The organism is Halosolutus amylolyticus, assembly GCF_023566055.1.
Lineage (GTDB): Archaea > Halobacteriota > Halobacteria > Halobacteriales > Natrialbaceae > Halosolutus > Halosolutus amylolyticus.
Genome location: NZ_JALIQP010000004.1, coordinates 430,287 through 442,833 on the forward strand (window position 1 = coordinate 430,287; position 12,547 = coordinate 442,833).

Here is a 12,547-nt window from a genome sequence, read left to right on the forward strand (position 1 = left end):
TGTCAGGTCCTCCGCTGATATCTGTTCCGGATGAGGATCGCGATCGAGTTGATCGACAGCAAGATTACCAGCAGCGTCACCACGCCGGCCGCGACGACGCCGTACTGGAACTCCATCTCCGGTCGATCCGCCCACGTGAAGATCTGCATCGGCATCGCGCTGACCTTGCTGAACAGGCTGTTGGGGACGCCGAACACTGCCGTCGGCGCACCGATCATGATCAGTGGGGCCGTTTCCCCGATCGCCCGGCCGAGCGCGAGGATCGTCCCGGTCAGGATGCCCGGCATCGCCCGCGGTAAGATGACGTTCCGGATCGTCTGCCACTTCGTCGCACCCATCCCGTAGCTCGCCTGGCGCTGGGAGTCGGGGACCGACCGGATCGCCTCCTGGGCCGAGATGATGACGATCGGCAGGATGAGCAGGGAGACGGTGAAGCCGGCGACCAGCAGCGTCCCGAACCCGAGGTTCAGCAGGCCCACGAACAGGCCGAGTCCGAGGAGTCCGTAGACGACCGACGGGACGCCGGCGAGGTTGGCGATGTTCAACTGGATGAACCGCGTGAGGTAGCCGTCGCTGGCGTACTCCTCCAGGTAGATCGCCGCGCCGACGCCGAGCGGGAAGGTGATGAGCGCAATCAGGAGCATGAGCGCGATCGAGCCGACGATCGCCGGATAGAAGCCGGCGTCGTACGGGTTGCTGAAGCTGGGCATCCCGGTCAGGAAGTCCCACGTCAGCCAGCCGACGGCGTCGACCGCGACGTTGGCCAGCAACGCCGCGAGAGCGACGATACCGAGCAGGGCCGCCGCGAGCGTGAGCCAGCGGAACGCAACGTCTTTCGACCGACTTACCCGTCCGAACGCCGGTTCGGATCCCTCGGTCATATCGCTCGTATCGGTTTCGGTACTCATTAGCGATACACCTCCCGGTAGCGCGAGGAGACCCACTCACTGAACAGGTTCATGGCGAAGGTGATGACGAACAGCGTCAGGCCGACCGCAAAGAGGCTCTTGTACTCCGTCGACTGCCCGACGACGTCGCTGGCCCCGATCTGGACCATCGCGGCGGTCATCGTCTGGACCGACTCGAGGAACATCCCGCCGGGGTCAGTGAGATCGGCCATCCGCGGGGTCTGTCCCGCGGCGATCGCGACGATCATCGTCTCGCCGATCGCCCGCGAGAGCGCGAGGATGTACGACGAGAGGATGCCCGACAGCGCCGCCGGCACCACGACCGAGGTCGAGACGGTGAACTTCGTCGCGCCCAGCCCGTAACTGGCCTGGCGAAGGGAGTCGGGGACGGCGCTCATGGCATCCTCGCTGATCGAGGACACCATCGGGATGATCATGATCCCAACCATGATCGACGCCGAGAAGGCGTTGAACGTACCGATAGGGACGATCCTGTCGAGGGCAGGAGTCACGTACACCAGCGCGAAGTAGCCGTAGACGACGGTCGGGACGCCCGCGAGCACCTCGAGTGCGGGCTTGAGGTAGGCCCGCCGACGCTCGGAGGCGTACTCCGAGAGGTAGATCGCCGTCAGGAGGCCGATCGGGAGCGCGATCGCCGCCGACCCGATCGTGATGATCAGCGTCCCGGAGATCAGCGGCCAGACGCCGTAGACCTCGTTCGACGGGACCCATTCGGTTCCAGTGAAGAACTCCACCGGGGAGACGGCGGCGAAGAAGTCGACGGCGTCGTACAGCAACGTCGCGAGGATCGCGACCGTCGTGAGGATCGAGAGGAAGGCACAGAGCGCGAACAGCGCCTTGAACGCGACGCCGCGGGCCGACCGTGCCTGATTGTGCGTGAAATCGGGTGTGCTCATTCGTCGACCACCTCGTCGATCGCCGCCCGGAGTTTCTCCAGGTTCTCGTCACGTACGTCCTCGGTGACCGGCACGTAGCCGACCTCGTTGACGGTGTCGGTCGCCGACCGCTCGAGGTAGAACTCGACGAAGTCCCGGACCTCGGGTCGTTCGAGCGCCTGTTTCGCGACGTAGATGAACAGCGGCCGCGACAGCGGCGTGTACTCGCCGTTTTTCGCGGTCTCGAGCGACGGTTCGACGCAGCCGTCGCCGTCGTCGATCGAGACCGCCTTGATCTGGTCGGGGTTCTCGTCGTAGTAGGCGAACCCGAAGTAGCCGATCGCGTACGGGTTGCCCTGGACGCCCTGTACGATCGTCCGGTCGCGCTCGGTGGCGTGGTAATTGGTCCGGTGGGTGTCGTCCTCGCCGATAACGGCCTCGACGAAGTAGTCGAACGTCCCGGAGGTCGTGTCGGCCCCGAAGAATTCGAACTCCTCGTCGGGCCAGTCGTCCCGAACGTCGCTCCAGCGCTCGGCACCCCCGTCGGTCCAGATCTGTCGGAGTTCGTCGACGGTGAGGCAGTCGATGTCTTCGGCCTCGGGACTGACGACGACCGTCAGCGCGTCGGTCGCCACCTGGAACTCGATCGCCTCGATCCCGTTCTCGCCGCACTGGTCGACCTCGACGTCGGCGATTTCTCGACTGGCGTTGTTGATGTCCGTCATCCCCGGACAGAAGAAGTTCGAGAAGCCGCCCCCGGTCCCCGTCTGACTGATCGAGACGGTCACGTCCTCCCGTTCCGACGAGAACTCGGACGCGACCACCTCGGTGATGGGGAACACGGTCGAACTCCCGGCGATGTTCACTTCCCTGGCACGTCCCCCCATCGCCCGCATACAGCCGGACAGCCCGGTTATGGCAGCCGCGCCTGCCCCGGTCAAAAAGTGCCGCCGTCCGAGATCGAACGACGGTGGTCCAGTGGTGTCTTTCGACATCACCTTTGGATCGCCAGCAGCCGGATAAGTACCCTACTATGATGGCTATATAGAGATATGTATTCGATAGACGGGCGGTAACACGCCCCACGAGATCGGAAACCGGCTCGATCGCGGAAGCGATCCTGGCCGCCACAGCAACCATTAGCGGTGTCTGGGAGCCAACCACTTCCACCGCCGATGCTCTGCGGTCGAACGTCGGGAACCAGGCTCCGCCACCATCGAGTACCGCTCCCGATCTTCCGAAATAGCTATATAGGAATCGGGGAACGTCCGTTGTCTGCGCGGGAGCGTCGATCCTGATTCCGTCATCGGGGCAATATCCCATCCAGGGCGTCGCTGTGGTCGTCGAACCGTCTATAGATGCGACCATATTTATACGCACACTCCCGAACGGTCCTCCTATGGAGACGCGCAAGGTCCAGGTGACGGGTGGATCGACCTACACCGTCTCACTGCCGAAAACCTGGGCGACCGAAAACGGCGTCAGTGCCGGGACGACCGTCGAGTTCTACCCGGAGGACGACGCACTGCTGTTGACGCCCAAGAGCGAGACCGATCGCCAGGAGGGAACGCTCGACATCACCGACCTCGAGGGCGAGCGACTCACCCGGGCCGTCATGACGATGTACGTCAGCGGCTTCGACATCATCCGGCTCGAGGCAGGCCGGATTACGACCGATCAACGAAGCGCCATTCGCACCGCCACGCACGGACTGGTCGGCGTCGAAGTACTGGAAGAGACCACCGACAGCGTCGTCATCCAGGACCTGCTCGACTCCTCGGAGCTGTCGATCGTCAACGCCGTCTCCCGGATGCGCCTGATCGCCCAGTCGATGCTCGAGGACGCGGTCACCGCCCTCATCGAGAACGACGACGACATCGCCCACGACGTCATCGAGCGCGACGACGACGTCGATCGGCTCTGGCTGGTCGTCTCCCGGATCTTCCGGGCGACGCTTCGGTCCCCGCGTGCGGCCGAAGAACTCGGCGTCCCCCGCGAGGACTGCTTCGACTACCACTCCAGCGCCCGCCAGCTCGAACGGGTCGCGGACCACGCCGCCAAGATCAGCAACCTCGCGCTGAAACTCGACGAGATTCCACCCGAGGTGGCCGACGCGCTCGTCGCCCTGCACGAGGACGCCTTCGACATCCTCGAGAAGTCGATGGACGCGCTGGTCGCCGACGAAACCGAGGAGGCGAACCGACTCGGACACGCCGCTCGCGAGGCGGTGATCGAGATCGACCAGCACACCCGACGAATCGACGACATGCTCCGGGACCTGGACCCCGTCCAGGCCCAGTCGCTCGGACTGATCGTCGACTCGCTCTCCCGGAGCGCCGACTACGGTGGCAACATCGCGGAAACCGCGCTCCAGAAGGCGGCGCCCCGTCCCTGACCGGCTGCGCGTCCCGTCCGATCGCTCGACTCGGGTCGTCCGGCCCGGGGCCTCCGGCTCAGATCCAGTTCTCCGAGAGACGGTCGTACAGCGGGCCGTTTTCGAGCCCCAATTCCCGGTGGAGGCGGTACTGGACGAGCGCGGGGAGGGCGCCGACGACGGCGACGAGACCGAAGATCGTCCCCTGGACTCGCGTTCCGGTGACGGCCGCAAGAAGGCCCCCGAGTGCCAGCGCGATGACGAGGCCGATCGCTCCGAGATACAGGCGCGAGAGCCACGGCGCACGCGCCTTCTGTTCCGGCGTGTAGAGCGCGTATTCGACGAGACAGAGCGCTCCTGCGAGGAGGAGAACGACCGATAGCAGTCCGACGAACGCCGGCAACATACCCAGTACTCGTTTGCAGGATGACAAAAATCTGTCGTGGCTCCCGTCCGGAAACCGGATCGAGCCGCGACGCTGTGTGACAGACGGTACCCGACCGAAATCGAAACGGGTCGACAGACTAGTCGAGCAGAACGGCGTTGACCTGGCCGGTCTGGCCGGGACGGGACGTCACGCGGGCGGTGCCCTCCGAGGTTTCGATGACGGCACCCTTCGTGATGATGTTCCGGCGAACGTAGTTCGGGTTCGCCTCGTTCTCGACGACGTCCTCGATGTCGGCGCTGACGGTCTCCTCGCCCTTGTTGACGCTCGCGACGTCCGTCGCCAGCGCGCGGGTCTTGGTGTCGTTCCCGCGGACGTCGACGGTCCGGAAGCGGGGTTCGCCGACCTGCGTCTCGGTCGGGAGCCGTCCGAGTTCGTTCTTGCGGCGCTTGCGAACGTTCTTCAGTCGGCCGCCGGTGCGCTTGCGCGTAGATCGTCCCTGGTCTTGCATACCCGATACCAGTCGCGGCGGCTATTTGAATGCAACGAGTCGATCCGCGAGAACGCACCGATCGGGCGCGATCGAACGACCCGACGCCGTTCGGAGCCGCGTTACTCGTCCTCTTCGACGACTTCGGGGTCGCTCATCGCGCTCTGGAGACTGTCCAGCCCGTTGATCCACTCCGTGACGAGGCCGTACTCGAGGTCCTCCGCGACGCCCATGTCGAGTTCCTCGCCGTCGATGATGAGGGTCCCCGCCTGTGCGGCGTAGCCGAGCGCGGCGTCTAGATCCTCCTCGGCTTCGGCGTCCGCCGCGGCCCCGAGGTAGTCGCCGACGCTCCCGTCGTCGGCGGGGCCGGTGGCGACGTACTCTTCGGCGGCGAAGAAGACGCAGACGAGACTCGTCTGGACGCCGTCGACGAGGATCAACTTCTCCTCGTCCTCGATATCGACCTCGCCGAGGACGATCTCGCGGACGTCGTTGATCTCCTCCAGGGCCTCCTCCTCACCGAGTTCGCCGTCGTCGTAGGCGGCGACGATCTTCGCGATCGCGATCGCCGTGTCGTCCTGCAGATTGAGCAGCAGTCGGGCCGACGATTCGTCTTCCGGATCGATCTCTTCGTCTTTGATGCGATCGATCCAGTTCTGCCAGCGTTCCTCCGAGTAGAACTCGGTCGGCGGATTGCTCATACAGACACCTACACCGGCCGCTTGAAATGCCTTTCTCTACACCGGCCGGTACGCGTGACTTTTCGGTTCGAAGACCTGTCGATGGCGGTAATCTCCCGTTATCGGTCCGCGTCCGCGAGCGTGGCCTCCGTGTCGATCCCGTAGACCAGTTCGGGCGTTTCGACGTGTGCGTTCCGGACGGCCTCGTCGTGGCCGTTCTCGAGGAGCCACGAGACCCTGCGGGGGACGGTCTTGGGACCCAGCACGGCTCCCGGCCGATCGGGGTCGTCGATGTAGTCCGTCTCCATGAGGAACGGGTCGCCGCGATCGGCGGCGACCTCGAGGCGATCTTTCTCGCTCATGACGCTCGGGATCGGCCCCTCGAGTCGGCCGCCCGCGTAGTGTTTGACGACCCGGTGGGCCGGCAGTCCCGCCGACTCGGCCCAGTCGGTCACCGCCGTCATGTCCTCGCTCGCCTCGGCGTGGAGCTGGACGGCGCAGTCGAGGTCCGCGGCCCGGTCGAACGCGTGGCGCATGACGGCGTTCGAGGCGTCCCAGACGCCCTCGTCGACGTCGTAGTGGGGCCGACCGGACTTCAGGGCCAGCGCGTCGCCGCGCTCGACGTACTCCGCGGCGACGTCGAGGCCGCCCTGCATGATCTCCCGGGCTTCGGCGGGCGCGTAGCCCCGATCGTCGACGAGCCGCGAGATCAGTCCGGGGTGGACTCCGAGCACCGGCCAGGCGCGCCCGTCGAGTTCGGCCGTGGCCGCGTCGACGATCTCGATCGTCCGCTCGAACACGGGACGGAAGTCCTCGCCCGCGTCGGCCTCGACCCCGAGGTGCCAGGAGGGTTTGTTTACCACGAGCAGGTGGGTGCCGCCAACCCGTGCGAAGTCCCGGACGGCGTCGATGCCGCGATTGGTGTCCGGATCCAGGTGGAGGTGGTTGTCGAGTACCGGCGTGTCGTCGTCGATCATACGTCGGTGTCGGCGATCGAGGCGGGAAAATTCATCGACTCTCCGACCGTCTATCGCGCGCGATCGCCGGGCTGACGACACCCCCGATCCGTTCCGCCGTCGCGTCACTCGCAGGTGTCGCGAGGTCAGGTCGCCGCGCCGATCGCGATCCCGAGACCGTCGTCCAGTTGTCAAACGCAGGTCCGGTTTCACCGCTCCTCGCAGGACGTTTCAACGGCCGGATGCACCAGTTCACGCTTTAAGTCAACAAATCGTTTTCAACTGACGGGTAGTTATTAAAAATAGTGGTAATGAACAGATAGTCTGTTCGACAAACGTTTACTAATATCACGTGGTGGTGACAGTCACTCCATGCCACACGATGGCTCAAGCGATCGGGACACCACTCCGACGGTCTATCGGCGAACGCTCCTGACGTCGCTTTCGATCGGCGGGTTGCTCGGTTCGACGGGACTCGCGAGCGCGACCCCCGGACGCGATCCTGGGCCCCGGAAAGACGAACTCGTAATCGGCTTCTCCGAGTCGGTCTCGGACGTTCGAAGTGCGGTCCGCTCTGCCCTCCCCAGCGACGCCGAGATCGTCCGGCGTAACGAGCGGATCCGCTACGCCGTCGTCTCGGTTCCCGCGGACGCACCCGATCGGGCCCGCGAGCGGTTCGTGGAAGCGGTCTCCCGCGTCGACGAGGTCGAGTACGTCGAGGAGAACGCGACGATCGAGACGATCGCCGAACCGGACGACCCCCACTACGACATCCAGCACGCCCCCCAGCAGATCGACTGCGAAACCGCCTGGGAGACCACGCTCGGCGACGAGGACGTCGTGATCGCCGTGGTCGACCAGGGAATCCAGTACGATCACCCGGCGGTCGCGGAAACGATCGACGATCGGCGCGGCGAGGACGTCGTCGGATCCGGGAGCGATCCCTATCCGGTGAGCGACGAGGAACGGCACGGAACTCACGTCGGGGCGATCGCCGCGGGTGAAACCGACGACGCCACCGGCCACGCGGGCATCAGCAACTGCTCGTTGCTCTCCGTCCGGGCGCTCGACGAGTCCGGTCGCGGCTCGCTGTCCGACATCGCCGACGCGATCGCGTGGGCCGCCGACGCCGGCGCGGACGTCGTCAACCTCTCGCTCGGGACAGGCGGCGACTACTCGACTCTCGCGAACGCGTGCGAGTACGCGCGCGATCAGGGCTGTCTGCTCGTCGGGGCCGCCGGGAACGGAGGGACCGACGGCGTCGCGTATCCGGCGGCGTACGAGAGCGTGATCGGCGTCTCGGCCGTCGACGCGGACGACGAAATTACTGGCTTCTCGAACACGGGGCCCGGGATCGACCTCGCGGCACCGGGGACGATGCTCGTCTCGGCCGTTCCCTGGAACGAGTACGCGCGGATGTCGGGCACCTCGATGGCCGCGCCGGTCGTCTCCGGCGTGGCCGGCCTGGCGCGATCGGCCCATCCCGACCTCTCGGGCGAGGCCCTCCGGGAACACCTCCAGGAGACCGCCGTCGACGTCGGCCTCGACGCCGACGCGCAGGGCCACGGTCGCGTGGACGCCGGTGCCGCGGTGACGACCGACCCGTATTCCGAGGGGGGAGACGAGAGCGACGACGAGGAATCGGGCGGCGAGTGCGGCGACGAAACGGTCACCGCGAGCGCCGCCGGCGAACTCAGCGGCGGCTGGTGGGGCGAAAGCGATCGATACACCTACTCCCCGCACACGGCGGATCCGTGTTCCGTCACGCTCACGCTCGAGGGACCGGCGGACGCCGATTTCCACCTGTACGTGACCCTCGACGGGCGATCGCCGACCCGCTGGGACTACGACGACGGAAGCGCCGACGCCGGCGCCAGCGAGACCGTGACCGTCCCGCTCGAGGGTGACGAGGAACTCGGCATTCAGGTCCACGCCGAGTCCGGAAGCGGTGCGTACACGCTGACGGTCCGGGAAGCGGGCCGGTAGCGTCGATCGATCAGGTTCCGAGGGTGATCGCGTCGTCGGCCGCGTTCCGGAGCGCGTCCGATCGGCCGTACGACCCCGGTGCGATCGCGACGGTCTCGACGCCGACGGTTCCCGCGTACTCGAGGACGGGTTTGAAATCGGTGTCACGCGAGGCGATGGCGAGGCGATCGAACGTGCCCTCGCTCGCCAGCGCGGTCGCGTCGACGGCGAGTTTGACGTCGACGTCGCCGCTGGTCACGACCACCTCGAAGCCGCGGGCCTCGGCCGCCTGGATGAGTCCGGGCGTGGCGTGCTCGTCGAGGTAGAGGCGAATGACGCCGACCCGGCCGAGGTCCCGCGCCGCCGTCCGGAGGTCGTCGAGGTCGACGTCGAACTCGTCGCGGAAGACGTTCGGCCCGTCGACGAACAACCCGACGGTCAGCGATCCCTCGGCATCGGGTGCGAAACGGGCACGAACGCGGTCGAACATGCACGCCCGTTTCCCCCCGCCGGAAATAGGTGTGACGGATCGCCGCCGTCACTCGACTGGCGGGACGTACCGCCGTCTTTCCGATCACCCTGATCTCCACTCGCCGCCTCGCGACGATCTCCCGGTGAGACGATCGATCGAGCGACCGAGACCGGGTCGGAGACTCCGCTCTGGGCCTGCAGTCGGCTGACGATCGGCCATTGTCGTGGATGGTAATTATTTCGGGAAAAGAACTTGTGTTATGTTTATTTCATACTGAGAGTGTTGGCACGACATGACCTTCCAGCCAGAACGGAAGTATCGGAAACTCTTTTCGCAGATCCTTCTCATCGTGTCAATACAGTATTGATTATTAGAATGTTTAACAAGAATTTAATGTAGGGTTCATTTCTGTGATCATGGATCATGGTGGAAGAAAATAACGTCCACGTCGATCGCCGATCCGTACTCAAAGCAGCAGGCGCCCTCGGCGCCTTCTTCGGAATGGGTGGCGTCGCTTCCGCGACGCCCGGCCGAACGCCCGGTCCGAAGGAGGACGAAATCCTCGTCGGTACCGCCGACGGCGTCGGTATCGCCAGCGCCCAGGCCACCGTCGAACGGAACGTTCCCGACGGTGCCGCGGTCGTCCACGAGAACGACGAACTCGGTTACATGGCCGTCGAGATGCCCGACGATCGGGCCGGTACGATGGATTCGACCATCGACCGACTCGAGCGCCAGCCCGGTATCGAGTACGCCGAGCGCAACGCCACGTACTACACTCAGCTAGAACCGAACGACCCGCAGTTCGGCCAGCAGTACGCTCCCCAGCAGGTCCGCGCAGACGACGCCTGGGATACTACCCTGGGGTCGATGGACGTGACCGTCGCCGTCGTCGACCAGGGAGTCGACTACACCCATCCCGACCTCGCCGATCGGTTCGAGGGCGACGAGGGCTACGACTTCGTCGACAACGACGAGGACCCCGCACCCGTCGTCAACAGCGAGAACCACGGCACCCACGTCGCCGGCTGTGCGGCCGCGACGACCGACAACGCCGAGGGGACCGCGGGTATCGCGAACTGTCGGCTCATCTCGGGGCGCGCTCTCGGTTCGGACGGCGGCGGGTCCCTCTCGGACATCGCCGACGCGATCCAGTGGGCGGCCGACCAGGGGGCCGACATCATCAACATGTCCCTGGGTGGCGGTGGTGCCAACACCACCATGCGCAACGCGATCGACTACGCCTACGAGAACGGCTCCCTGCCGATCGCCGCCGCGGGTAACGACGGCGGGGCCGTCTCGTACCCGGCCGCGTACGAAAACTGTATGGCGGTCTCGGCGATCGACCAGAACGAGAACCTCGCGAGCTTCTCGAACCGGGGCCCCGAGATCAACGTCGCCGCCCCGGGCGTCGACGTGCTCGCGCCGGTTCCGGGTGGCACCTACGAATCGCTCTCGGGGACGTCGATGGCGTGTCCCGTGGCCTCCGGCGTCGCCGCCCTCGGCAAGGGCGTCAACCCCGACGACTCGCCCGCCGATCTCTGGCAACGCCTCGAAAACAGCGCCGTCGACGTCGGGCTCTCGGACGATCAACAGGGTGCCGGTCGGGTCGACGCGCTCAACATCGTCGACGGCGGCGATCCCGACGACCCCGACGATCCGGACGACCCCGGTGACGGAGAGTGCGGAGACGAGGTCGCCACCGACTCCGTCGAGGGCTACCTCAGCGGCGGCTATTGGGGCAGCAGCGACGCCTACACCTACACGCTCGACACGGCGAACCCATGCTCCGCGACGGTCACGCTCGACGGCCCGTCGAGTGCGGACTTCGACCTCTACCTGACGCTGGACGGTCGGACTCCCAGCACCTGGGACTACGACGCGTCGGCGACCTCCTACGACAGTCAGGAGGAGATCCAGGTCGACCTCTCGGGCGACGAAGAACTGGGCATCCTCGTCGACGCCTACAGCGGCAGCGGCTCTTACACGGTGACGATCGAGGAACTCGGCAAGTGAACCGCCTCGGGGTCAAGCCCCGAGGCTTCCCGTTTCGATGACGCGACTTGCAGGAACCAACGAAGACCGCCCTCCGTCGGTTTCCACAGCGGTCGCAGTCTCCACGAGCGTAACTTCGGCCTGTCCCAGACCTAACTCCTGAAGACCGCGAGAAAGAACGTTGTACGACGCATTTGCGTCCCTGTCCACCTCGAACCCACAACTTGGGCAACTGTGTTCTCGCACCCACAGCGGCTTCTCCGTCTCGACACCACACTCGGCGCACTCCTTGGTCGTCCCCGCAGGGTTCACTTGGATGATGTGAATCCCGTACAGGTCGCCCTTGTACTCCAGCATCTCGATGAACCCGCGCCACGCGGCGTCCTGCTTGTTCCGCGCATTCCCCGTGGACTGAAGCATCCCCGCGACGTTCAAGTCCTCCACGAACACGGCGTCATACGTCCTGACGAGCCACGTCGTGAGTTTGTGCTGGAAGTCTTCGACCTTCCGCTTGATTCTGCGCTTGACTTTGGCAACCTTGCGTCGTTGTTTCTCCCAGTTGTTGCTACCGTGTTCCTTGCGGGAGAGACTGCGTTGCTCGCGGCGCAGTCGTTCGTATTCGTCGGTGAGGTCGAGCCAGTCCACGCTGTCGCCATCTGATGTGTAGATGTAGTTGGTGATGCCGAGGTCGATGCCAACGCAATCCTCAGCATCCAAGTCATCCACGTCGGTTTTCTCAGGGAGCGCGTTATCATCGACTTCGAGACCGAATGTGACGTACCACTCACCCGTCGTCTCCTTCTTCAAGGTGACTTCTTTGATGGTGGCGTTGTCGGGGATGTTGCGATGGTAGCGAACGGGGATATCACCGATTTTGGAGAGCCAGAGCGTAGCAGTCCGACCACTCGTGTTTTTGAGTTCGAAGCCAGACTGCGAGTACGTCATACTCTGGTACTCTCGCGGTGACTTCCATCGAAGTTCACCGACGTTGTATCCCTTCTCTTTCTTGTCCGAGAGGTTGCTGAGGTTGTCGTAGAAGCGTTCGACGGTCTTCTGCAACGCCTTAGAGTGGACATCTGAGAACACGGGCCACTCAGTTTTCCACTCGGTGAGTCGCTTCTGGTGTTGGTACGCCGAACCGATGTTGTCCTCGTTGGTGTCGAGGGTTTGGTATTCGTATCGCGTGTGGTTGTAGGCTTGGCGGTGGATGTCGATGTGGCGTTCGACTTCCGCAGTCACGCCTGTTCGGTCAGGATAGGCACGGAAGCGGTAGTCGTACCACATCGCTGTACCGTGATTATCGGTGTGTTGTACTTAATGGTTGGTGGCACGGAGTGTCGGCTTCATCCACGGGGTCAAGCCCCGTGGCATTCGCCTCGACAGCCTGTAAAACGCATCGAGGGACCGAACTGCCGCGTCGACCCGC

Annotated in this window: 12 protein-coding genes; 3 read left to right on the forward strand and 9 right to left on the reverse strand. The window is 64.9% G+C overall.

From position 1 onward, the window contains the following. Positions 1-2: 2 nt before the first annotated feature. The 3 genes from pstA to MUN73_RS17405 are packed head-to-tail and all read right to left on the reverse strand — an operon-like array spanning position 3 to position 2,799. Positions 3-908 carry a phosphate ABC transporter permease PstA gene (gene pstA, locus MUN73_RS17395; RefSeq protein WP_250141778.1) on the reverse strand — a complete coding sequence of 302 codons (906 nt, stop codon included), beginning with the start codon at positions 906-908 and terminating at the stop codon, positions 3-5. Further along, a complete protein-coding gene (pstC, locus tag MUN73_RS17400; RefSeq protein WP_250141779.1) occupies positions 908-1,825 on the reverse strand; it encodes a phosphate ABC transporter permease subunit PstC in 918 nt (305 codons plus the stop codon). Before pstC ends, pstA begins: the two co-directional genes overlap by 1 nt. Then, the gene (locus tag MUN73_RS17405; protein WP_382182031.1) at positions 1,822-2,799 is read right to left on the reverse strand and encodes a PstS family phosphate ABC transporter substrate-binding protein; all 978 of its coding nucleotides are present in this window, start codon (positions 2,797-2,799) and stop codon (positions 1,822-1,824) included. Before MUN73_RS17405 ends, pstC begins: the two co-directional genes overlap by 4 nt. A gap of 404 nt (positions 2,800-3,203) precedes the next feature. Between MUN73_RS17405 and MUN73_RS17410 the strand changes: the two genes are divergently transcribed. Continuing rightward, positions 3,204-4,199: a phosphate uptake regulator PhoU gene (locus MUN73_RS17410; protein ID WP_250141780.1), complete on the forward strand. Its 996-nt coding sequence runs from the start codon at positions 3,204-3,206 to the stop codon at positions 4,197-4,199. Positions 4,200-4,257: 58 nt separating this feature from the next. Here the strand turns inward: MUN73_RS17410 and MUN73_RS17415 are convergent, their stop codons facing one another. The 4 genes from MUN73_RS17415 to MUN73_RS17430 all read right to left on the reverse strand — a co-directional run bounded on the left by MUN73_RS17415 (position 4,258) and on the right by MUN73_RS17430 (position 6,710). After that, complete coding sequence (locus MUN73_RS17415) at positions 4,258-4,584, reverse strand: sodium:proton antiporter (RefSeq protein WP_250141781.1); 327 nt, start codon at positions 4,582-4,584, stop codon at positions 4,258-4,260. 118 nt (positions 4,585-4,702) lie between these two features. Next, positions 4,703-5,074, reverse strand: coding sequence for a 30S ribosomal protein S8e (locus MUN73_RS17420; protein WP_250141782.1), 372 nt, complete (start codon positions 5,072-5,074; stop codon positions 4,703-4,705). A 101-nt stretch (positions 5,075-5,175) separates the two neighbouring features. Further along, positions 5,176-5,754: a DUF2150 family protein gene (locus MUN73_RS17425; RefSeq protein ID WP_250141783.1), complete on the reverse strand. Its 579-nt coding sequence runs from the start codon at positions 5,752-5,754 to the stop codon at positions 5,176-5,178. Positions 5,755-5,852: 98 nt separating this feature from the next. Beyond that, the gene (locus tag MUN73_RS17430) at positions 5,853-6,710 is read right to left on the reverse strand and encodes a TatD family hydrolase (RefSeq protein WP_250141784.1); all 858 of its coding nucleotides are present in this window, start codon (positions 6,708-6,710) and stop codon (positions 5,853-5,855) included. A 351-nt stretch (positions 6,711-7,061) separates the two neighbouring features. Here MUN73_RS17430 and MUN73_RS17435 point away from each other — a divergent pair, with 351 nt between their 5' ends. Further along, a complete protein-coding gene (locus tag MUN73_RS17435; RefSeq protein ID WP_250141785.1) occupies positions 7,062-8,675 on the forward strand; it encodes a S8 family serine peptidase in 1,614 nt (537 codons plus the stop codon). 10 nt (positions 8,676-8,685) lie between these two features. Here the strand turns inward: MUN73_RS17435 and MUN73_RS17440 are convergent, their stop codons facing one another. Further along, complete coding sequence (locus MUN73_RS17440) at positions 8,686-9,144, reverse strand: NYN domain-containing protein (protein WP_250141786.1); 459 nt, start codon at positions 9,142-9,144, stop codon at positions 8,686-8,688. Positions 9,145-9,549: 405 nt separating this feature from the next. Between MUN73_RS17440 and MUN73_RS17445 the strand changes: the two genes are divergently transcribed. Further along, on the forward strand, positions 9,550-11,142 hold the full coding sequence (locus MUN73_RS17445) for a S8 family peptidase (protein ID WP_250141787.1): 1,593 nt from the start codon (positions 9,550-9,552) through the stop codon (positions 11,140-11,142). A gap of 12 nt (positions 11,143-11,154) precedes the next feature. Here MUN73_RS17445 and MUN73_RS17450 read toward each other — a convergent pair whose 3' ends face one another. Then, on the reverse strand, positions 11,155-12,405 hold the full coding sequence (locus MUN73_RS17450) for an RNA-guided endonuclease InsQ/TnpB family protein (RefSeq protein WP_250141788.1): 1,251 nt from the start codon (positions 12,403-12,405) through the stop codon (positions 11,155-11,157). Between the last annotated feature and the right edge of the window lie 142 nt (positions 12,406-12,547).

Bases quoted from the DNA above. Each gene is read 5' to 3' on its own strand.
- pstA (WP_250141778.1), bottom strand. From the start codon at position 908: ATGAGTACCGAAACCGATACGAGCGATATGACCGAGGGATCCGAACCG.
- pstC (WP_250141779.1), bottom strand. From the start codon at position 1,825: ATGAGCACACCCGATTTCACGCACAATCAGGCACGGTCGGCCCGCGGC.
- MUN73_RS17405 (WP_382182031.1), bottom strand. From the start codon at position 2,799: ATGTCGAAAGACACCACTGGACCACCGTCGTTCGATCTCGGACGGCGG.
- MUN73_RS17410 (WP_250141780.1), top strand. From the start codon at position 3,204: ATGGAGACGCGCAAGGTCCAGGTGACGGGTGGATCGACCTACACCGTC.
- MUN73_RS17415 (WP_250141781.1), bottom strand. From the start codon at position 4,584: ATGTTGCCGGCGTTCGTCGGACTGCTATCGGTCGTTCTCCTCCTCGCA.
- MUN73_RS17420 (WP_250141782.1), bottom strand. From the start codon at position 5,074: ATGCAAGACCAGGGACGATCTACGCGCAAGCGCACCGGCGGCCGACTG.
- MUN73_RS17425 (WP_250141783.1), bottom strand. From the start codon at position 5,754: ATGAGCAATCCGCCGACCGAGTTCTACTCGGAGGAACGCTGGCAGAAC.
- MUN73_RS17430 (WP_250141784.1), bottom strand. From the start codon at position 6,710: ATGATCGACGACGACACGCCGGTACTCGACAACCACCTCCACCTGGAT.
- MUN73_RS17435 (WP_250141785.1), top strand. From the start codon at position 7,062: ATGCCACACGATGGCTCAAGCGATCGGGACACCACTCCGACGGTCTAT.
- MUN73_RS17440 (WP_250141786.1), bottom strand. From the start codon at position 9,144: ATGTTCGACCGCGTTCGTGCCCGTTTCGCACCCGATGCCGAGGGATCG.
- MUN73_RS17445 (WP_250141787.1), top strand. From the start codon at position 9,550: ATGGTGGAAGAAAATAACGTCCACGTCGATCGCCGATCCGTACTCAAA.
- MUN73_RS17450 (WP_250141788.1), bottom strand. From the start codon at position 12,405: ATGTGGTACGACTACCGCTTCCGTGCCTATCCTGACCGAACAGGCGTG.